At 73.1% G+C, this 20,088-nt stretch carries 15 protein-coding genes, 1 tRNA gene and 1 pseudogene; 7 read left to right on the top strand and 10 right to left on the bottom strand.

Translation table 11 applies throughout. From position 1 onward, the window contains the following. Positions 1-5 precede the first annotated feature (5 nt). The 5 genes from thrC to argS form a co-directional block, all read right to left on the bottom strand. Positions 6-1,085 (bottom strand): threonine synthase, encoded by a 1,080-nt coding sequence (gene thrC, locus DEJ08_RS10615; protein ID WP_071404606.1) that lies wholly within the window; start codon positions 1,083-1,085, stop codon positions 6-8. Positions 1,086-1,172: 87 nt separating this feature from the next. Beyond that, the gene (locus DEJ08_RS10620) at positions 1,173-2,480 is read right to left on the bottom strand and encodes a homoserine dehydrogenase (protein WP_027465790.1); all 1,308 of its coding nucleotides are present in this window, start codon (positions 2,478-2,480) and stop codon (positions 1,173-1,175) included. Positions 2,481-2,545: 65 nt separating this feature from the next. Continuing rightward, positions 2,546-3,967 (bottom strand): diaminopimelate decarboxylase, encoded by a 1,422-nt coding sequence (gene lysA / locus DEJ08_RS10625; RefSeq protein WP_111053987.1) that lies wholly within the window; start codon positions 3,965-3,967, stop codon positions 2,546-2,548. A 58-nt stretch (positions 3,968-4,025) separates the two neighbouring features. Continuing rightward, complete coding sequence (locus DEJ08_RS10630; RefSeq protein WP_071404604.1) at positions 4,026-4,781, bottom strand: LmeA family phospholipid-binding protein; 756 nt, start codon at positions 4,779-4,781, stop codon at positions 4,026-4,028. A gap of 159 nt (positions 4,782-4,940) precedes the next feature. After that, on the bottom strand, positions 4,941-6,611 hold the full coding sequence (argS, locus tag DEJ08_RS10635; protein ID WP_111053988.1) for an arginine--tRNA ligase: 1,671 nt from the start codon (positions 6,609-6,611) through the stop codon (positions 4,941-4,943). 59 nt (positions 6,612-6,670) lie between these two features. Here argS and DEJ08_RS10640 point away from each other — a divergent pair, with 59 nt between their 5' ends. Both DEJ08_RS10640 and DEJ08_RS10645 read left to right on the top strand, forming a co-directional pair. Then, entirely contained in the window at positions 6,671-7,246 is a 576-nt protein-coding gene (locus DEJ08_RS10640) for a hypothetical protein (protein ID WP_111053989.1), read from the top strand. An 833-nt stretch (positions 7,247-8,079) separates the two neighbouring features. Next, a tRNA-Arg gene (locus tag DEJ08_RS10645) sits at positions 8,080-8,151 on the top strand. A gap of 26 nt (positions 8,152-8,177) precedes the next feature. Here the strand turns inward: DEJ08_RS10645 and DEJ08_RS18970 are convergent. After that, positions 8,178-8,522, bottom strand: a pseudogene (locus DEJ08_RS18970) (VOC family protein); the annotation flags it as partial. A 26-nt stretch (positions 8,523-8,548) separates the two neighbouring features. Continuing rightward, positions 8,549-9,373 (bottom strand): alpha/beta hydrolase, encoded by an 825-nt coding sequence (locus tag DEJ08_RS10650; RefSeq protein ID WP_181438934.1) that lies wholly within the window; start codon positions 9,371-9,373, stop codon positions 8,549-8,551. A gap of 174 nt (positions 9,374-9,547) precedes the next feature. Between DEJ08_RS10650 and DEJ08_RS10655 the strand changes: the two genes are divergently transcribed. From DEJ08_RS10655 to DEJ08_RS10665, 3 genes are read left to right on the top strand one after another with little or no spacing between them, the layout of a single operon-like run. Then, the gene (locus DEJ08_RS10655; RefSeq protein ID WP_258367005.1) at positions 9,548-10,651 is read left to right on the top strand and encodes a Gfo/Idh/MocA family protein; all 1,104 of its coding nucleotides are present in this window, start codon (positions 9,548-9,550) and stop codon (positions 10,649-10,651) included. 44 nt (positions 10,652-10,695) lie between these two features. Beyond that, positions 10,696-14,592 carry a Pls/PosA family non-ribosomal peptide synthetase gene (locus DEJ08_RS10660; RefSeq protein ID WP_111053991.1) on the top strand — a complete coding sequence of 1,299 codons (3,897 nt, stop codon included), beginning with the start codon at positions 10,696-10,698 and terminating at the stop codon, positions 14,590-14,592. Positions 14,593-14,606: 14 nt separating this feature from the next. Next, positions 14,607-15,926 (top strand): M1 family metallopeptidase, encoded by a 1,320-nt coding sequence (locus DEJ08_RS10665; RefSeq protein ID WP_258367006.1) that lies wholly within the window; start codon positions 14,607-14,609, stop codon positions 15,924-15,926. Between the two features lie 46 nt (positions 15,927-15,972). Here DEJ08_RS10665 and DEJ08_RS10670 read toward each other — a convergent pair whose 3' ends face one another. Beyond that, complete coding sequence (locus DEJ08_RS10670; RefSeq protein ID WP_027465796.1) at positions 15,973-16,242, bottom strand: helix-turn-helix domain-containing protein; 270 nt, start codon at positions 16,240-16,242, stop codon at positions 15,973-15,975. A 32-nt stretch (positions 16,243-16,274) separates the two neighbouring features. Between DEJ08_RS10670 and map the strand changes: the two genes are divergently transcribed. Next, positions 16,275-17,042: a type I methionyl aminopeptidase gene (map, locus tag DEJ08_RS10675; RefSeq protein ID WP_111054032.1), complete on the top strand. Its 768-nt coding sequence runs from the start codon at positions 16,275-16,277 to the stop codon at positions 17,040-17,042. Here map and DEJ08_RS10680 read toward each other — a convergent pair. Both DEJ08_RS10680 and DEJ08_RS10685 read right to left on the bottom strand, forming a co-directional pair. Further along, positions 17,026-17,580: a 4'-phosphopantetheinyl transferase superfamily protein gene (locus DEJ08_RS10680; protein WP_181438935.1), complete on the bottom strand. Its 555-nt coding sequence runs from the start codon at positions 17,578-17,580 to the stop codon at positions 17,026-17,028. The genes map and DEJ08_RS10680 overlap by 17 nt on opposite strands. Positions 17,581-17,652: 72 nt before the next feature. Next, on the bottom strand, positions 17,653-17,856 hold the full coding sequence (locus DEJ08_RS10685; RefSeq protein ID WP_017885770.1) for a hypothetical protein: 204 nt from the start codon (positions 17,854-17,856) through the stop codon (positions 17,653-17,655). A 305-nt stretch (positions 17,857-18,161) separates the two neighbouring features. Here DEJ08_RS10685 and DEJ08_RS10690 point away from each other — a divergent pair, with 305 nt between their 5' ends. Further along, positions 18,162-20,066, top strand: coding sequence for a TPM domain-containing protein (locus tag DEJ08_RS10690; protein WP_284180461.1), 1,905 nt, complete (start codon positions 18,162-18,164; stop codon positions 20,064-20,066). The last annotated feature ends 22 nt before the right edge of the window (positions 20,067-20,088 follow it).

Here is a 20,088-nt window from a genome sequence, read left to right on the forward strand (position 1 = left end):
GGAGATCACTGCTCGCTGACCAGACCGAGCACGTCGGCGATCGACTTCGTGTCGACCGGCACGCTCGTCGGGGTGACCTCGCCGCCGTCCGGCGTGCGGAGGGCCCACTGCGGGTCCTTCAGGCCGTGGCCCGTGACCGTGATGACGACCTTCGCGCCCTTCGGCACGACACCGGCGTCGGCACGCTCGAGGAGCCCGGCGACACCGATGGCGGACGCGGGCTCGACGAAGACGCCGACCTCGGCCGACAGGATGCGGTGTGCCGCGAGGATGGCCTCGTCGGTGATGGCACCGAAGTAGCCGTCGGTCTCCTCCCGCGCCTCGAGCGCGAACTGCCACGAGGCCGGGTTGCCGATGCGGATCGCCGAGGCGATGGTGTCGGGGTGCCGGACGACCTCGCCGTGCACGATCGGGGCGGAACCGGCGGCCTGGAACCCGAACATGCGGGGCAGCTTGGTGCTGCGGCCGGCGGCGACGTCCTCGCGGTAGCCGCGCGAGTACGCGGTGTAGTTGCCCGCGTTGCCGACAGGCAGGAAGTGGAAGTCCGGTGCGTCACCGAGGACGTCGACGACCTCGAACGCGGCGGTCTTCTGCCCCTCGATGCGGTCGTTGTTGACGGAGTTGACGAGGTGCACCGGGTAGTTCGCCGCCAGGTCGCGGGCGATGTCGAGGCAGTCGTCGAAGTTGCCCTGCACCTGCAGCAGCTGGGCGTCGTGCGCGACGGCCTGGCTGAGCTTGCCCATGGCGATCTTGCCCTCGGGCACGAGCACCGCAGCGGTGATGCCGGCGTGCGTGGCGTACGCGGCGGCCGAGGCGCTGGTGTTGCCGGTCGAGGCGCAGATGACGGCCTTCGCGCCGTGCTCGACGGCCTTCGAGATCGCCATCGTCATGCCGCGGTCCTTGAACGAACCCGTCGGGTTCATGCCCTCGAACTTCACGTAGACCTCGGCGCCGGTGCGCTCGGAGAGCCGACGAGCCGGGATGAGCGGCGTGCCGCCCTCACCGAGCGTGACGATGGGCGTCGCCTCGGTCACGTCGAGTCGGTCGGCGTACTCGCGCAGGACTCCCTGCCACTGGTGGGCCATCAGGCTTCTCTCTCTGTCCGGTGGGGTGCATCTGGTGGTGGTGCGGCTCGGTGGGCCTGCAGGTCGGCCTGGAGGCCCGTGGTCGCGTCAGCGACCGACGACGCGCAGGACGCTGGTGACGTCCAGGACGACGTCCTCGCCACGGAGGGCGACGACGGTGTCCGCCAGGTCGGCCTCGCGCGCCAGGTGGGTGCCGATGACGAGCGTCGCGGTCCCCTCGGCTGCGCCGGTGGTGGTCTGTTCGACCGTCTCGACGCTGACGCCGTGCTTCGCGAGCACGCCGGCGACCGTCGACAGCACGCCGGGGGCGTCCGTGACGTGCAGGGTGATCTGGTAGCTCGTGCGGACGGTGCCGATCGGGAACACCGGCAGCTCGGACTGCGTCGACTCGGCGACACCCGGGCCGCCGATGACGTGCCGACGGGCCGCGGAGACCAGGTCGCCGAGGACCGCCGAGGCCGTCTCGACGCCACCGGCACCCGCGCCGTAGAACATCAGGTCGCCGGCAGCCTCTGCCTCGACGAACACCGCGTTCTTCGCACCGTGCACGCTCGCGAGCGGGTGCGACTCGGGCACGAGGGCCGGGTAGACGCGGGCGCTGACGCCCTCGCGGCCGTCCTCGTCGGTGAGCCGCTCGGCGGTCGCCAGGATCTTCACGACGTAGCCGGCCTTGCGGGCGGCGCGGACCTGGTCGATCGTGACGTGGGTGATGCCCTCGCGGTGCACGGCGGCCAGCGGCACCGAGGTGTGGAACGCGAGCGAGGCCAGGATCGCGGCCTTCTGCGCGGCGTCGTAGCCCTCGACGTCGGCGGTCGGGTCGGCCTCGGCGTAGCCGAGCTCCGTCGCGGTGGCCAGGGCATCCTCGAACGTGGAGCCCTTGCGGTCCATCAGGTCGAGGATGAAGTTCGTGGTCCCGTTGACGATGCCCATGATCCGGACGATGCGGTCACCGGCGAGCGAGTCGTGCAGCGGGCGGATGATCGGGATCGCCCCGGCCACGGCGGCCTCGTAGTAGAGCTGCGCGCCGACCTGCTCGGCCGCGGCGAAGAGCTCCGGGCCGTGGGTCGCGAGCAGCGCCTTGTTGCCGGTGACGACGTCCGCGCCCGACTGCAGGGCCTGGAGCACGAGGGTGCGCGCCGGCTCGATGCCGCCGATGAGCTCGACGACGATGTCCGCGCCGAGGATGAGCGATGCCGCGTCCGTGGTGAAGAGCTCCGCCGGCAGGTCGACGTCGCGCTGCGCGTCCACGTCGCGCACGGCGATCCCGACCAGCTCCAGCCCGGCACCGGCGCGCGAGGCCAGCTCGTCGCCGTGCTCGAGGAGCAGTCGCGCGACCTGGGAACCGACCGAGCCGGCCCCGAGCAGCGCGACACGGACGTTGCGGTATTCGATCATCTGGTAGCGGTTCCTGTCGGTGGGGGTGCGCCCTGCGGGGTGGGCGGACCCGGTCGGGTCGGGGGTCAGCGGCCGGTGCCGTCGGCGGGCACGGCGGCGACCCCGGTGTCACGGGCGAGGAGGTCGTCGATCGTCTCGCCCCGCACGAGGATACGGGCTGTGCCGTCCGCGACGGCGACGACCGGCGGGCGGCCCACGTGGTTGTAGTTGCTCGACAGCGCCCAGCAGTAGGCCCCGGTGGCCGCGACGGCGAGCAGGTCACCGCGCTGCACGTCGCCGGGCAGGTACTCGTCGTTGACCACGACGTCGCCGCTCTCGCAGTGCTTGCCGACGACGCGGCTCAGCACCGCCGGGGCGTCCGAGGTGCGGGCGAGCCGGGCCGTGTAGTCCGCGCCGTACAGGGCGGGACGGATGTTGTCGCTCATCCCGCCGTCGACCGAGACGTACGTGCGGGTCGCGCTGCCGCCGTCCTCGGTCTCGAGCGTAACGGGCTTGATCGTGCCGACGCGGTAGAGCGTCACCCCGGGCGGGCCGATGATGTAGCGGCCCGGCTCGACGGCGATGTCCGGCACCGGGATGCCGCGCTCGGCGCAGGCCTCGCCGATGATCGTGGCCAGTGCCTCGGCGACGTCCTCGGGGGCGAAGGCCGAATCGGCCTCGGTGTAGTCGATGCCCCAGCCGCCGCCGAGGTTCAGCTCGGGCACCGGCCCGGAGGCCACGAGCGTCGCGTGCACGTCCATGAGTCGACGTGCGGCCTCGCGGAAGCCGGCGTCGTCGAAGATCTGCGAGCCGATGTGCGAGTGCAGCCCGACGAAGGCGAGCGAGGGCTCCGCGCGGACGGCTGCTGCGGCCTCGACGGCCTCGGACAGCGGGATGCCGAACTTCTGGTCCTCGCGAGCGGTCGCCAAGTACTCGTGGGTGGACGCGTGCACACCGGTGTTGATCCGGATGCGCACACGCTGCACGACCCCGGCGTCGGCGGCGGCACGGGCGACGCGCTGCACCTCTTCGTGGCTGTCGAGCACGATCGTGCCGATGCCGACCTCGACCGCGCGGGCGATCTCGGCGTCGGACTTGTCGTTGCCGTGGAAGCCGAGCCGGCCGGGGTCGATGCCGCCGGCCAGGGCGACCGCGAGCTCACCGGCGGTGCAGACGTCCACGCGCAGGTCGGCCTCGGCCATCCACGCGACGACCTGTGTCGTCAGGAAGGCCTTGCCGGCGTAGTAGACGTGCGCGTGGCTGCCGATGCGCTCGAACGCCTCGGCGAACGCGTTCCGCACACGGACGGCACGGGACTGGACGTCACGCTCGTCGACGACGTACAGGGGGGTGCCGAACTGCGCGACCAGGTCCGTCGCGCTGATGCCGCCGATCGCCAGGGTGCCGTCGTCGGTCCGCGTCGCGGACGCGGGCCAGATGCGGTCCACCAGTTCGGAGGCGTCCGTCGGGAACCGCAGCCGCGGCGGTGCAAGGGGGTTCTCGCTCACGGGACCCGATCCTACCGACGCGAGCCGTTCCTCCAGGCCGCGTTACGCACCCGTCCGCTCAGCCGCAGCTGCCGACCGTCCGCAGGCCGTCCTCGTTGAGCGGCAGCGCGTCCGCGGTGATGCGGACCGTCGCGTCCGACTTCGACACGTCGAGCGAGCGCACCCGCAGCGCCTCGGGCAGGAACTGCGCGGTGCAGACCTGCACCGGGACACCGGTGACGCCCGGGATCGAGTCGACCTTGAGGCCGAGGTCGGAGTTCGTGATCCGGACGCTCTCCGGGGTGATCGAGATGCCGCGGCCGTCGTCCTGCGCGACGACGGCACCCTTGGCGGCGTAGGTGATGTCGTAGCCGAGCACCGACGACGACCCCGTCAGTTCGACGCCGCCGTCGACCAGGTTCAGCCGGTCGAACAGCGGGCTGTACTTCGCCAGGTCCTTGACGCTCGACGACGCCAGGGTGACCGTGCCGTCGACGTCGCGGACGTCGCCCTTGCCGTCCACCGGGACGTCCTGCGCGGTGACGTCGGCGGCGAGCGGGATGCCGTCCACCGTGAGCTTCGCCGAGGAGATCTCGACGCGGTCGAGCGTGCCGCTGATGAGCTGCGGGATGACGATGCCCTCGGCGTGGGCGTCGACCTCGCCGGTCGTGCCGTCCGGCAGCGACTGCTCGACCTGCTGGGCGATGATCCGGTCGACGACGCCGCGCAGCACGAACTCGGCGATCACGACGAGGGCGGCGAGCACGACGACGACCACGAGCAGGACGACGGGCCAGCGGCGGCGCGTGGTGGGGCGTTCGGTGGCTGCGGGCATGCGTCCCACCCTGCCAGTCCGTCCCGGCAGCCTGCCTGGAAGCCCGGTGCGCGTCCGGCGCGGCGGCGGCCGGGATGCAAAACACCGGTGTTCGCGCTCGACACCGCGGAATGCGGGTGTTCGGTGCGCGAACACCGGTGCTTTGCGGAAGGAGTGCCGCTACATGCGGGACGGAGCCGACACGCCGAGCAGGCCGAGGCCGTTGCGGACGACCTGGCCGGTGGCGTCGTTCAGCCACAGGCGCGTGCGGTGCAGGTCGGTCACCGGCTCGTCGCCGAGGGGCGTGACACGGCAGGAGTCGTACCAGCGGTGGTACAGGCCGGCCAGCTGCTCGATGTACCGCGCGATGCGGTGCGGCTCGCGCAGTTCGGCGGCGTGCCGGACCACCCGCGGGTACTCGGCGAGGGCTCCGAGGAGCGCGCTCTCCGACTCGTGCGTCAGCAGCGAGGCATCGAACACCGACCGGTCGACCCCGGCCACGGCGGCGTTCCGGGCCACCGACTGCGTGCGGGCGTGGGCGTACTGCACGTAGAAGACGGGGTTGTCGTTCGTGCGCTTGGTGAGCAGGTCGAGGTCGATGTCGATCGCGGTGTCGCTGGCGAAGCGGACCAGGGCGTACCGGCCGGCGTCGACACCGACGGCGTCGACGAGGTCCTCCATCGTGACGATGGTGCCGTTGCGCTTCGACATGCGCATCGGCTCGCCGTCCTTGAGCAGGTTGACCATCTGCCCGATCAGGATCTCGAGGTTCTTGCCGGGCTCGTCCCCGAACGCGGCGCACATCGCCATCATCCGGCCGACGTAGCCGTGGTGGTCGGCGCCGAGCATGATCAGGTTGCGCTCGAACCCGCGCTCGCGCTTGTCGAGGTAGTACGCCAGGTCGCCGGCGATGTACGCGGGCTCGCCGTCCGACTTGATGACGACGCGGTCGCGGTCGTCGCCGAAGTCGGTCGTGCGGAGCCACTCGGCACCCTCGGCCTCGTACATCACGCCGGCCGACCGCAGCCGGGCGATCGCACGCTCGACGGCCTTCGACTCGTGCAGGGCGTTCTCGTGGAAGTAGACGTCGAAGTCGACGCCGAAGTCGTGCAGCGACGACTTGATGTCCGCGAACATGAAGTCGACGCCCTCGCGACGGAAGAGCTCCTGCGCCTCGTCACGCGGCAGGTCGCGGACGTCGATGCCCGGCTCGAGGGTCGCGATGACCCGTGCGGCGATCTCGGCGATGTAGGCGCCGCCGTAGCCGTCCTCGGGCGTGGGCTCACCGAGTGCGCTGGCGACGAGGGAGCGGGCGAACCGGTCGATCTGCGCGCCGTGGTCGTTGAAGTAGTACTCGCGGGTGACGAGCCCGCCCTGCGCCTGGAACACGCGGGCCAGGCTGTCGCCCACTGCGGCCCAGCGGACGCCGCCCATGTGGATCGGGCCGGTGGGGTTGGCGGAGACGAACTCCAGGTTGATCCGGACGCCGTCGTACAGGTCGCCGGTGCCGAAGGACTCGCCGCCGTCCACGATGGTGCGCGCGATCTCGCCAGCGGCGGCCGCCTCGAGCGTGATGTTGATGAAGCCGGGGCCGGCGACGTCGACGGAGTCCACGCCGTCGAGCTCGGTGAGCTCGCCGGCGATCTCGGTCGCGAGCTCGCGCGGGTTCGTGCCGAGCCGCTTCGCGAGCTGCATGGCGGCGTTCGAGGCCCAGTCGCCGTGGGCGCGGTTCTTCGGACGCTCGAGCACCACGTGGGACTCCTCGATCGTCACGGTCTCGGACGCGCCTCGGCGCTCGACGATCCCGGTCAGGATCGACAGGTACGCGGCGGAGAGTTCGGCAGGAGTCACGAGGACCGATCCTACCGGGACGCCCAGGTCCGCACCGGTCGATGCAGCATCATGTCGGGATGACCCCCCGCAGCCGTGCCCGGGCGCTCACCGTCGCCACCCTCACCACCGCAGCAGCCGTCGTGCTCGCCGGGTGCTCGGGCGGCGGGGACAGCACCCCGTCGGCCAGCGCGACGCCGGCGGGCAAGCCGGTGTCGCAGACCTGCGAGGAGCTCCTGCCGACGAGCGCACTGTCGGTGTACGGGCAGACCTTCGAGCTCGACGACTCCTTCACCCCGGCGAAGGGCTCCCCCGCCGCGACCATCGCGAAGCAGCAGGGTCGCGTGTGCCGGTTCGTCAGCACCGACGCGGACGCCACGGCGATCACGCTCGCGGTCGCCGACCTGCCTGAGAAGTCGCTCACCAACCTGAAGGACGCCCTGTACGAGCGGGGCGGGTCCGTCCCCACCTACCGCGTGGAGGGCTACTTCGCCCTGAGCGGCGACGTCGGCCGCGCGGACGCCTTCGCCGACCCGTACTGGATCACCGCGCAGTCGACGCTGTTCACCGAGCCGGGTGGGGCGCAGCCCGTCGTGGACGCGGTGCGGGCCGCGCTCCAGCCGTCCGGGTCGGCGACGGCGACGCCCGCGGGCTGACGCGCGCGGCCCCCGCGCACGGTGCGGGGCCGCCGCCGTCCGGTGCGAGGTTGCGCACGTGGTGCGCTGCTCACAGCGCTGCACGGAACGCGGAACCTCGCACGGGATCACGACGGACGCACGGTGCGGACGGGAGGGCCGCGGCGGGCCCGCACCGCGCCTCCCGGCCGGCGACGGCCACGCACGGTGCCGTGTCCGCCATCGGGTGCGAGGTTGCGTGCCTGGTGCGCGCCTGCTGCGCCGCACGGAACACGGGACGTCGCACGGGATCGCGACGGACGCACCGTGCGGACGGGAGGCCTGGGGCGGGCCCGCACCGCGCCTCCCGGCCGGCGGCAGCCACGCACAGTGCCGTGTCCGTCGTCTGGTGCGAGGTTGCGCACGTGGTGCGCTGCTCGCAGCGCTGCACGGAACGCGGAACCTCGCACCGGATCGCGACGGACGCACGGTGCGGACGGGAGGCCGTGGCGGGCCCGCGCCGCGCCTCCAGGCCGGCGGCGGCCACGCACGGTGCCGTGTCCGCCGTCGGGTGCGAGGTTGCGCACGTGGTGCGCGCTTGCAGCGCCGCACGGAAGACGGAACCCCGCGCCGGCTCGCGACGCTCGCACGGTGCCGGGTCCGCCATCTGGTGCGAGCTTGCGTGCGCGGCGCGCGCCTGCTGCGCCGCACGGGACACGGAACCTCGCACCGGAACGCGACCCGCCCACCGTGCGGACGGGAGGGCCGTGGCAGGCCCGCACCGCGCCTCCCGGCCGTCCGATGGCACGTCCACAGCGCGACACGCGCTGTCCAGGACCACCCGCCGGACCTGCTACGGTTGTTGACACCCCTTGGCCCCCATAGCTCAGGGGATAGAGCACTGCCCTCCGGAGGCAGGGGCGGAGGTTCGAATCCTCCTGGGGGCACTGCAAAGTACGCCGAAGAGGTTCCCGAAGGGATCGAGCAGCTGGCAGAGCCGCTCTCCCGTGAACACCGTCTTCGGGCCCCGGTGTGCGACGGCACCGTTGGCGACCCAGTCCTCGACGACGGCATCGACGTCGGGCACGGTCCAGTACGGCACCGTGCCGGACGGCCCCGGCGTGTTCAGTTCGTCGGTGCGGTGCAGCGTGAGGCGGACGCCCTCGATGTCGAACGCAACGAGCGCGCCACCACGCACGACCGGTTCGCGGCCAAGCCTGGCCGCGTACCAGACGACCGCGGCGTCGAGGTCGTCGACGAACAGGAAGACGTTGCCGACCGGGCCGATCGGGAGCGGAGCTGTGGAGTCGTCGGGCACGGGGGTCCTCCTTCGTCGCGCGCCGCTCAGCGGTGCTCGACCCCGAGCGTCTGCGCGAGGAATGTGAGCGATCCGGGCAGCGCGTGGTCGGTGTAGCCCTCGGCGTGCCGGAGACCGGGGATCAGCTGCAGCGTGTTCGGGACGCCGACCGCGGCGAGCGCGGCCTGCAGGGCGATCGGGTCCGACCGCGGGACCCACTCGTCCAGCGAGTTGGCGAGGTAGACGGGGCCCGTCGACGCCGTCACGTGCTCGATCGTGGACGCCGCGGCGAGCGCCGACCGGTCGCCGCCGACCTCCTGCAGGATCACCCAGCGGAGGAACGGGTCGTCCCGCCCGGTCTGGTCGATGTCGGCGCTCCGCATCGCGTCGAGGTCCTGCGTCGTCGGCGCCGCGGAGACCGTGCCGTCCGTCGCCCGGATGATCTCGGCGAGGCCGAAGATCCCGGACCAGCTCACGGAGGGACGGCCGGTCGCGATGCCGCCCTCGACGGCGAGGTTCCCGCCGGCGGACCCGCCGAAGAAGGCGACCTTGCTCCGGTCGAAGGGGATGTCGGACTGCAGCGCCCACTCGTAGGCGGTGAGCACGTCGTCCCTGCTCGCGGGGAACACGTCCGTCGGTGCCAGCCGGTAGTTCGGGACGAAGACCGTGTACCCGGCGTCGACGAGTCGGGCGGACAGGCCGTCCTCCTTGGACTTGTCCCCGCGGAACCAGCCGCCCCCGTGCACGAGCACGACGGCGCCGGTGCTCGGGGGCGATCCGGGGGCCGGACGGTGGACGTCGAGGACCAGGGCGTCGTGCTGGTCCGAGTACCGCACGTCGCGGTCGATGTGGGGAGGTGGCTGGGTGGGCATCGGTGACGACCTTCCTCGGGTTCCCGACGCCGCGACCTGCGGCGGTTCGTGGAATCCGATTCTCATCGACGGTCTCACGGGGCGATTGGGTCGGATGACTCGATGCGGTTCGGTTCCGGGGCATCACACCACGCGTCCGCGCCCGTGCCCGGGTCAGCCCGGTAGCGTTCCGGCATGACGATGACGTTCCCGGTGCCCGGAGTCCACGCGCTGCGGGGCGGCCCCGTGCTCCGGTGGGGTGTGATCGGCCCCGGGGAGATCGCGAACGACTTCACGGCGACGCTGCACGCGAACTCCGACCAGCGCGTGGTCGCCGTGGGGTCCCGCTCCCCCGAGCGTGCTGCGGCCTTCGCCGCCCGCCACGGCGTGCCCGGTGTGCACGGGTCGTACGAGGCCCTCGTGGCGGACCCGTCCGTCGACGTGGTCTACGTCGCCTCGCCGCACCCGCAGCACCTCGGGCACGCGCTGCTCGCGATCGCCGCCGGCAAGCACGTGCTCGTCGAGAAGCCGATGACGACCTCGGCAGCGGATACCCGCACCCTCGCCGACGCCGCACGGGCCGCGGGCGTCCTCGCGATGGAGGCGATGTGGACCCGGTACCTGCCGGGCACCACGGTCATCGCCCGTCTGCTCGCGGACGGGGTCCTCGGCGACGTCCGCCTCGCGACGGTCGACGTCGGGTGGCCGCACGACCCGGACCCGGCGGACCGGATGTTCGACCCCGCCGCAGGTGGGGGTGCCCTCCTCGACGCCGGCGTCTACGGGCACTGGTTCGCACGGTTCGCCACCGGCGCCCCGGTGACCAGCAGCACGACGGGGGCAGTCTCGGATCGCGGGGTGGACCTCCAGTCCGTCACGGTGTCGACGGCGGAGCGTGGCGCGCAGGCGGTGGTGGCCACGTCGATGACGGCGTGGACGCCGGGGCTGGCGGTGATCGCCGGGAGCCGGGCCACGGTCCGCTACACCGACCACTTCGTGTTCCCGGCGTCGTTCGCGGTGCACCACCGGAGTGGGGAGGACCACTGGGCGGAGCCGACGGGGCTGCGGGGTCGTCAGGGACTCGTGTGGCAGGCGGCGGCGCTGGCGCAGTACGTGGCGGACGATCGCACGGAGTCCCCGGTGCACTCGCTGGACGACTCGATCGGGATCGCGACGGCGCTCGACGCGGCCCGTGCGGCGATCGGCCCGACCGGTGCGGCGATCGGCCCGACCGGTGCGGCGCTCGGCCCGACCGGTGCGGCACCGTCCGTTCCCGAGCAGGACACCTCGACCCTCTAGGATCACGGGCCGGTCGTCCCGCACACGACCGGGAAGAGGCCTCGATGACCATCGGCACCGGGAACGCGCAGCTCGAACTCGCCCGCGGCGGCGACGCACCCGCCCCACGGACCCTGTTCGACGTCCTGGTGGCGACCGCGGCGACCCACCCGGACGCGACCGCGCTCGAGGACCCCGCCGGCAGCGTCGACTACACCGCCCTGCTCGACCTCGTGCGCGCGCAGGCCGACGACCTGGCCCGCCGCGGTGTCCGACGGGGCGACCGGGTCGGGGTGCGGATCCCCTCCGGCGGGCGTGACCTGTACCTGTCGATCCTCGCCGTGCTCGCCGCCGGAGCCGCGTACGTGCCGGTCGACGCCGACGACCCCGAGGAGCGCGCCACCCTGGTGTTCGGCGAGGCCGGTGTCGTCGGGGTGATCGGCGCGGGCGGTGTCCTGCGCGACCGCGACGGCACGGAGCTGCCGGTGACGGACCCTGCGGCGAGCGCCGAACTCCCCCGTGAGACCGACGACGCGTGGATCATCTTCACGTCCGGGTCGACCGGGGTGCCGAAGGGTGTGGCGGTCACCCACCGCAGTGCAGCGGCGTTCGTGGACGCCGAGGCGCGGATGTTCCTGCAGGCGGCGCCGATCGGTCCGGGTGACCGGGTGCTGGCGGGGCTGAGCGTGGCGTTCGACGCGTCGTGCGAGGAGATGTGGTTGGCGTGGGGGCACGGCGCCGCGCTGGTGCCGGCGCCCCGGTCGTTGGTGCGGACGGGGGTGGACCTGGGGCCGTGGCTCATCGCGCACACGATCACGGTGGTGTCGACGGTGCCGACGCTGGCGGCGTTGTGGCCGGACGATGCGCTGGAGCAGGTGCGGCTGGTGATCTTCGGTGGTGAGGCGTGCCCGCCGGAGCTGGCGGCGCGCATCGCGAGCCATGACCGTGAGGTGTGGAACACGTACGGGCCGACCGAGGCGACGGTGGTGGCGTGCGGGTCCCTGCTCGACGGGAGCCAGCCGATCCGGATCGGGTTGCCGCTGGACGGGTGGGACCTGGCCGTGGTGGACGGTGCCGGGCAGCGGGTGGAGCCGGGCGGCGTCGGGGAGCTCGTGATCGGTGGCGTCGGGCTGGGGCGGTACCTGGACCCGGCGAAGGACGCGGAGAAGTACGCGCCGTTCCCGGAGCTCGGGTGGGAGCGGGCGTACCGGAGCGGGGACCTGGTGCGGTACGAGCCCGAGGGGCTGGTGTTCCAGGGGCGTGCGGACGACCAGGTGAAGCTCGGCGGCCGGCGGATCGAACTCGGGGAGATCGATGCGGCGCTGCAGGCCCTGGACGACGTGGCGGGTGGGGCCGCGGTGGTGCAGCGGACCCCGGCGGGCAACCAGGTGCTGGTCGGGTACGTGGCTCCGGTGGCCGGGGCGACGGTGGACGTGGCTGCGGCGAATGCCCGGTTGCGGCAGGAGCTGCCGGCGGCGCTGGTGCCGTTGGTGGCCGTGGTGGAGTCGCTGCCGACGCGGACGTCGGGCAAGGTCGACCGCGCGGCGCTGCCGTGGCCGTTGCCCGGTGCCTCGGACGCGGCGATGCTGCCGGACACGGTGGCGTGGATCGCCGAGCGGTGGTCGGCGATCCTGGGGGTGCCGGTGGCGAGCGTCGACGACGACTTCTTCGCGCACGGCGGTGGGTCGCTGACGGCGGCGCAGCTGGTATCGGCCATCCGGGAGCGGTTCCCGACGACGACGGTGGCGGACGTGTACGACCACCCGCGGATCGGGGCGTTGGCGGCGGCGCTGGACGAGTCCGGCCCGGTCGAGGCGTCGTCGCGTGACGTCACGCCTGTGCCCCCGGCGACGGGGTTGCTGATGACGCTGCTCGGGCTGCCGGTGCAGGTACTCCGGGGGTTGCGGGTGCTGACGTGGACGGCCCTGGTGGCCGCGGTGCTGCACGCGACGACGCTGCCGTTCCTGCCGGTGCTGCCCTGGCCGGTGCTGGTGCTGGCGCTCCTGGTGTTCGTGACGCCGATCGGCAAGATGGCGCTGACGGTGGTGCTGGCGCGGCTGCTGCTCGCCGGGGTCCGGCCGGGGTCGTACCCCCGTGGCGGTTCGGTGCACCTGCGGGTCTGGCTGGCCGAGCGCATCGCCGAGGCGGTCGACGGCCCCTCGACGGCGGGCGCCCCGTGGATCAGCTACTACGCCCGGGCACTCGGCGCGCGGATCGGCAGGGACGTCGACCTGCACACGCTGCCGCCGGTGACCGGGATGCTCACGATCGGCAAGCGTGCCTCGATCGAGCCCGAGGTCGACCTGGCCGGGCACTGGCTCGACGGCGACGTGTTCCACCTGGGGCACGTCCGCGTCGACGAGGACGCCGTGGTGCGCAGCCGGACGACGCTGCTGCCGGGGGCGCACGTCGGTGCGGGTGCCGAGATCACGGCGGGTTCCGCCGTCGGCGGCCCGGTGCCCGCGGGCGAACGCTGGGCAGGGGCACCGGCGGAGCGCACCGGGTCGGCTCGTGACGACCGGGAGGCCCGCCCCGCGACCCGACGACGCTGGCTGCTCGCGTACGGGGCCGGGTCCCTGGCCGTGGCCGGGTTGCCGGTGGTCGGTGTCGCGGTCGGACTGCTGGTCGCCCTCGCCCTGGTCGGGCGGGCGTCGACCCTGGGCGACGCGGTGCTCCGTGCGCTGGTGACGGTCCCCCTGGCGACGGTCGTCGCCGGTGCGGTGTACGCGCTGCTGGTGGTGGTCGCGGTGCGGCTGCTCGGCATCGGCCTGCACGAGGGACGGCACCCGGTGCGCTCCCGGATCGGCTGGCAGGTGTGGTCGACCGAGCGGGTGCTCGACGCCGCGCGCACCCTGCTGTTCCCGCTGTACGCCTCACTCGTGACGCCGGTGTGGCTGCGGCTGCTCGGCGCGCGCGTCGGGCGGGACACCGAGATCTCGACGGTGCTGCTCATCCCGGCGCTGACGCAGATCGCGTCGGGGGCGTTCCTGGCCGACGACACGATGGTGGCGACGTACGAGCTCGGCGGCGGTCGGGTGCGGATCGGTCGCTCGAAGGTCGGCCGTCGGGCATTCCTCGGCAACAGCGGCATGACGGGGGCCGGGCGCTCGGTGCCGCGCGAGGCCCTGGTGGCGGTGCTGTCCGCGGTGCCGAAGAAGGCCAAGCGCGGGTCGTCGTGGCTCGGGTCGCCCCCGGTGCGGCTGCGGCGCGCGGCGACGGAGTTCGACGAGGCGCGCACGTTCCGTCCGTCCCGGCGGCTCAAGGTCGCCCGCGGCTGCTGGGAGCTGCTGCGCCTGGTCGCCCCGATGGTCTCCGCCGCCATCGCGCTCGGCGTGGCCGGAGCACTGCTGGCGCTCTGGTCGGCCGTCGGGATCGGGTGGACGGTGCTGCTCGCCGGACCGGTGCTCATCGCCGCCGGTGCCGTCGCCGCCGTCGTTTCGACGATCGCGAAGTGGGCGTTCGTCGGCCGGATCACCGCCCGGGAGCACCCGCTGTGGTCGTCGTTCGTGTGGCGCAACGAGGTGCAGGACACCTTCGTCGAGACCGTCGCGCGCCCCTGGTTCGCCGAGCAGGCAACCGGCACCCCCGCGCTGGCCGTCTGGCTGCGGAGCCTCGGTGCGACGATCGGCCGCGGCACCTGGCTCGAGACGTACTGGCTGCCCGAGGCCGACCTGGTCACCATCGGCTCCGGGGCGTCGGTGGCGCGGGGCACGGTCGTGCAGACCCACCTGTTCCACGACCGCGTGATGCAGCTCGACACCGTCCGGATCGACGCGGGTGCGACGCTCGGGCCGCACAGCGTGGTCCTTCCGGCGGCCGGCATCGGTGCCGGGGCGACCGTCGGGCCGTCCTCGCTCGTGATGCGCGGTGAGCAGGTGCCGACGGGCTCCCGCTGGTCCGGCAACCCGATCGCTCCGTGGACATCGGCAGCACCCTCGGTGACCGCCCCACCGGCGCCATGAGGTTGACTGTCCCCGTGCCCTCCGATCCCGCCGCAGACCCGTACACCCCGCACAGCGGCGACCGACGGTGGAGCGCCGAGCACTACGAGCTCCGTCTCGACTACCGCGTCGCCACGAACCGCCTGGACGGCACCGCCACGATCACCGCGCGTGCCCTCGAGCCGCTCGAGAAGGTCGTGATCGACCTGCACGGGCTCACGGTCGACCGGGTCGACGTCGACGGACGCCGGGCGAAGAAGGTCTCGACCGCGACGCACAAGGTGACGGTCACCCCGGCCGACCCCATCGCCGCCGACACCGTGTTCAGCGTGCACCTGCGGTACCGCGGCACCCCGCACCCCGTCCGGAGTGCGTGGGGGCAGCTCGGCTGGGAGGAACTGTCCGACGGCGTCATCGTCGCCGCGCAGCCCACGGGAGCGCCGTCGTGGTTCCCGTGCAACGACCGCCCCGACGACAAGGCCACCTACCGGATCGAGATCGCGGCCGAGGCGGCGTACGACGTCCTGGCGAACGGGGAGCTGCTCGCCAAGGAGCGCGACCGCGTCGGCACCCGCTGGACCTACGCCACCACCGAGCCGATGGCGACCTACCTGGCGACCGTGCAGATCGGCCGCTACCGCACCACGAAGCTGCGCACGAGCGGGATTTCCGTCACGCTGCACCACCCCGCCGACCTCGCCGCCGCCGCGAAGACCGACTTCGGCCAGGTGCCGGAGATGCTCGCGCTGTTCGGTGACCGGTTCGGCCCGTACCCGTTCGCGGCGTACGGCGTCGTGGTCACCGACGACGACCTGGAGATCCCGCTCGAGGCCCACGGCCTGGCGGTGTTCGGCCGGAACCACGTCGATGGCGAACACGGCACCGACCGCCTCATCGCCCACGAGCTCGCCCACCAGTGGTTCGGCAACTCCGTCACGGTCACCCGGTGGCAGGACATCTGGCTGCACGAGGGGTTCGCCTGCTACGCCGAGTGGCTGTGGTCCGAGGACCGCGGGGACGACACCGCCGACCAGCTGGCAGAGCGGTACCGGCAGGGACTGCTCGAGCAGCCGGAGGACCTGGTGATCGGTGACCCGGGTGCGAAGGACATGTTCGACGACCGCGTCTACAAGCGCGGTGCCCTCGCCCTGCACGCCGTCCGCCGCACGTTCGGCGACGACGCCTTCTTCACCGGGCTGCGGAGCATCACCGAGCGGCACCGGCACGGATCCGTGACCGTGCCCGACGTGCTCCGTGCGTTCGCGGACGCCGCCGGCCGCTCGGTCGCGGACGTCGGTGCGGTGACCGGGCCCTGGATCGACGAGGCGTCGGTGCCGGCACTGCCCGCTGGCTAGCAGCCTCCGCCGGCGCGTCGATCTGCAGGCTCCGCCGCCGCGCCGGCTAGCCCGCCAGCTCGCCGTCCGCCGGGTCGCAGCTGACCTCGGACCACACCGCGTCGAGCGACAGCCCGACCACGCCCGCGACCGACGCGATGGTTGAGAACGCCGGCGTCGCGATCCGACCGGTCTCGATCTTCCGGAGCGTCTCCGGCGAGATCCCCGCGGCCAGGGCGGTGTCCACGATCGACCGCGGACCACGGGCACGACGGAGCAGCGCACCGAGGCGACGACCGCGTGCGACCTCGTCGGGACGGAGTGGGAGACGGACCATGACCACATAGTAATACCGGTATGATCATCGGCGTGATCGAGATCCTGACCCCCGCCGAGGTCGACAAGGGCCGCGCCACCGGAGCCCTCGTCGGCACGATCCTGCAGACCCTGCGCGAACGCACCCGCGTCGGCACGAACCTGCTCGAGATCGACCGGTGGGCGAAGCAGATGATCGAGGCCGCCGGTGCCGACTCCTGCTACGTCGACTACGCACCCTCGTTCGGCCGGGGCCCGTTCGGCCACCACATCTGCACGGCCGTGAACGACGCCGTCCTGCACGGGCTGCCGCACGACCAGGTGCTGCAGGACGGCGACCTGCTGACCCTCGACCTCGCGGTGTCCCTGGACGGCATCGCCGCCGACGCCGCGATCAGCTTCGTCGTCGGTACCGCACACCCCGAGGACCTCGCACTCATCGACGCCACCGAACGCGCGCTGGCCGCGGGCATCGCCGCCGCCGGACCGGGCGCCCGCATCGGGGACCTGTCCCACGCGATCGGCACCGTGCTCGAGGCCGCGGGCTACCCGGTGAACGTCGAGTTCGGCGGGCACGGCATCGGCTCGACCATGCACCAGGACCCGCACGTGTCGAACACCGGGCGCCCCGGTCGCGGCTACACGCTCCGGCCCGGGCTCCTGCTCGCGCTCGAACCGTGGGTGATGGCGGACACCGACGTCCTGGTCACCGACGCCGACGGGTGGACCCTGCGGAGTGCCACGGGAGCACGGACCGCCCACACCGAGCACACCATCGCGATCACCCAGGACGGCGCCGAGGTGCTCACGCTCCCCCGCTGACCGCCCCGACGACCTCGACGGGCAGGCCACCCGCCGCAACGACGAGCACCACATCTGGCGCGGGGTACAGCACGGTGAGCGGTTGTTCGACACCCTCGAACCGGGCGGTACCGGCGGCCACGTCGACCTCCACCGCGAGCGGGTCGACGCGCAGCCCGCGTCCGTCGCGTTTCAGCACCGCTTCCTTCGCCGCCCACGCTGCCGCGAGGAGCGCCGGGTCTCCGTCAGCCCGGAGCAGCTCCACCGAGGTGAAGGCGTCGAGCGGCGCAGCGGCGACCCGCGAGACCCGTTCGACGTCGACGCCGAGTGCCGACGGTCCGACCGCGAGGGCGACGACGCCCGGTGCGCGCGACAGGCTCACGCCGACCGAGACGCCCGCGACGGTCGCCCACGGACGACCGTGGTCGGTCCCCGCGCAGTGTGGACAGACGCGCCCCGCGTGCACGGCGACCGGTTCGACGCCGGTCGCCGACGCGACGGCCGCGACCAGGGCCTCCCGGTCGTCCGCGCGGTCAGCAGCCGGCGTCCGGAGCGTCACCGTGACGGTCTGGAGGCGCGACCCACCGACCGGGGCAGTGCCCTTTGGTCGTGTGGTCGCGCCCAGAGCGGATCAGGCGTGCGTCAGCGCGATGAGCGCGACGTTCATGGTGCTGTACTGCCCCTCGGAGCGGGTCGCCTGGCGAACTCGTCCGCGCAGGACCTCGTAGCGGCCGTCGTGCTCGCGCACGAAACCGATCACACCCGTCGCCGGAGTCGACACCCGGTGGTAGCCGTCCTCGAGCGGGACGACCTCGGTGCTCGTGGTGCGTTCCATCGTTCTTCCCCTTCCGTTCATCCTCGAACAGTGGCGCCAGCATACCCCGGTACGGGGGACAAGACGTCCACAGGAAGCACGGTCCGGAGCGTTCCCCCAGAGTCTGGCGGTGCCCCTGCGTGGCCTGGATAGACTCCGGGCGACAGCGCACTCGTGGCGCGGTCCGGTGCGGTGCCACGGGGTACCGGCCGGCGACGGACGGAGGACGGATGCGAGCGGTCCAGCACGGATCGGGCACGGACGGATCGAGCGGGCACAGGGGGACAACGCGGCTGTGGAGCCGTGTGACGGCCGCCCTCGTCGCGATGCTGATCGTTCTGGCTCCGGCAGCGACCGCCCACGCGACGGCGCCCGTCAATCTGGGCGGCGCGTACGTCCTCGACGAGGCCGACGCGCTGACCGCATCCCAGCAGTCGAAGGTCGAGCAGGCCGTGCAGGACCTGTACTCCGAGACGCAGACGCAGCTGTACGTCGTGTTCGTGCCGTCCTTCACCGATCCCACCGACCACACCGAGTGGGGTCGGGCGGTGCTCGAGCAGAACCAGATCGACAGCGACGGCATCCTGCTCTCGGTCGCGGTCACCGAGCGCAACTACGACGTCCAGCAGACGAACGAGACCGCGATCTCGGAGTCCGACGTGCAGAACGCCGTCGACGATTCGCTGCTGCCCCGGCTCAAGCAGGATGACTGGTCCGGCGCCGCCGTGGCCTTCGCCGACGGGCTGACCCAGTCGCAGGCCCCGGTGGACCTGACCTGGCTGTGGATCCTGCTGCTCGTCGTGGTCGTCGGGCTCGTCGTCGTGGTCCTGGTCATCCGGACCCGCAACAAGCGCCGCACCGCCGCGGCGACCAAGGCGCAGGAAGCCTCGCTCGCCGACCTCGAACGCACCGCCGGCGGCGCCCTGGTCACCATCGACGACGAACTCCGCACCGCCGAGCAAGAGGTCGGGTTCGCGAGCGCGCAGTTCGGCCCCGACGCCGCCAAGCCCTTCGCCGACGCCGTGCAGGCCGCCCAGCGCGAGGTCCGCAAGGCCTTCACGATCCGGCAGCAGCTCGACGACGAGATCCCCGACACCCCGCAGCAGCGCGCCGAGTGGGCGAACCAGATCATCGTGATCTGTGAACGTGCGCACGCCGCGATCGAGGAGCAGACCGAGGCGTTCGACCAGCTCCGCTCGCTCGAGGACGGCATCGAGGACGCGGCCGCATCGCTCGCCCAGGCCGTGGCCGCCGCACCGGCATCGGTCGGGGCCGCCGCCGCTGCGCTCGACCGTGTCCGCGCCCGCTACACCGGCCGCACCCTCGCGACCGTGGCGAACAACGTCGACCAGGCCCACAAGGTGCTCGCCTTCGCCACCGAACGCTCGAACGCCGCCACCGCGTCGATCGCGGCCGGCGACAAGGGCGAGGCGGTCGTCGCCGTGCGCGACGCCCAGCACGCCCTCGCACAGGTGCAGCAGCTCACCGACGGCGCACTCGCCGCCGAGCAGTCCTTCGACGAGGCCACCGCCCGCGCCGAGGCGATGCGCATCGACATCCAGGGCGACGTCGCCGCCGCCCGCAGCCTGCGCTCGGGCGGGCCGGACCTCGCCGCGGCGGTCACCCGCGCCGAGGCCGTGCTCCGCCAGGGGCTCGACCCGAAGGACCCGGTGGCGGCCGTCGACGCGCTGACCCGGGCGAACACCGAGATCGACCAGGCCATCGCCACGGCGCGGGGTGCCGAGGAACAGCGCCAGCGGGCCACCCAGGCGCTCGACGCGGCCCTGCGCGATGCCCGGAACCGGATCAGCCAGGCCCGCGACTACGTCTCCCTGCACCGCGGCGGCATCGGCCCGACCGCCCGGACCCGGCTGTCCGAGGCCCAGCGCGCCTACGACGACGCCGTCGAGCTCGCCCCGAGCAACCCGGGCCAGGCACTCAACGCCGCCCGCGCGGCCGAGCAGTACGCGGCCGCCGCGATGGACGCCGCCAACGACGACCTCGGCGGCTGGGGCGGCGGCCAGGGCGGTGGCGGAGGCGGCGCCCAGCTCGGCGGCCTCGTCACCGGACTCGTCCTCGGCGGCCTGCTCGGCGGACGCGGCGGCAGCTACGGCGGCGGTTCCTTCGGGGGCGGCGGCTTCGGCGGCGGCGGGGGATTCAGCGGCGGTGGCGGATTCGGCGGAGGCGGCGGTGGGGGCGGCGGCGGCTTCTCCGGCGGCGGCCGCTTCTGACCCGACGCACTCCCCCGGCACC

It is taken from the genome of Curtobacterium sp. MCLR17_054 (genome assembly GCF_003234335.2).
Taxonomy (GTDB): domain Bacteria; phylum Actinomycetota; class Actinomycetes; order Actinomycetales; family Microbacteriaceae; genus Curtobacterium; species Curtobacterium flaccumfaciens.

Coding starts and splice junctions, on each gene's coding strand:
- DEJ08_RS10655 (WP_258367005.1), top strand. CDS start 9,548: ATGACGATGACGTTCCCGGTGCCCGGAGTCCACGCGCTGCGGGGCGGC.
- DEJ08_RS10690 (WP_284180461.1), top strand. CDS start 18,162: ATGCTGATCGTTCTGGCTCCGGCAGCGACCGCCCACGCGACGGCGCCC.
- DEJ08_RS10650 (WP_181438934.1), bottom strand. CDS start 9,373: ATGCCCACCCAGCCACCTCCCCACATCGACCGCGACGTGCGGTACTCG.
- DEJ08_RS10685 (WP_017885770.1), bottom strand. CDS start 17,856: ATGGAACGCACCACGAGCACCGAGGTCGTCCCGCTCGAGGACGGCTAC.
- DEJ08_RS10620 (WP_027465790.1), bottom strand. CDS start 2,480: ATGATCGAATACCGCAACGTCCGTGTCGCGCTGCTCGGGGCCGGCTCG.
- DEJ08_RS10630 (WP_071404604.1), bottom strand. CDS start 4,781: ATGCCCGCAGCCACCGAACGCCCCACCACGCGCCGCCGCTGGCCCGTC.
- thrC (WP_071404606.1), bottom strand. CDS start 1,085: ATGGCCCACCAGTGGCAGGGAGTCCTGCGCGAGTACGCCGACCGACTC.
- DEJ08_RS10640 (WP_111053989.1), top strand. CDS start 6,671: ATGACCCCCCGCAGCCGTGCCCGGGCGCTCACCGTCGCCACCCTCACC.
- DEJ08_RS10670 (WP_027465796.1), bottom strand. CDS start 16,242: ATGGTCCGTCTCCCACTCCGTCCCGACGAGGTCGCACGCGGTCGTCGC.
- DEJ08_RS10660 (WP_111053991.1), top strand. CDS start 10,696: ATGACCATCGGCACCGGGAACGCGCAGCTCGAACTCGCCCGCGGCGGC.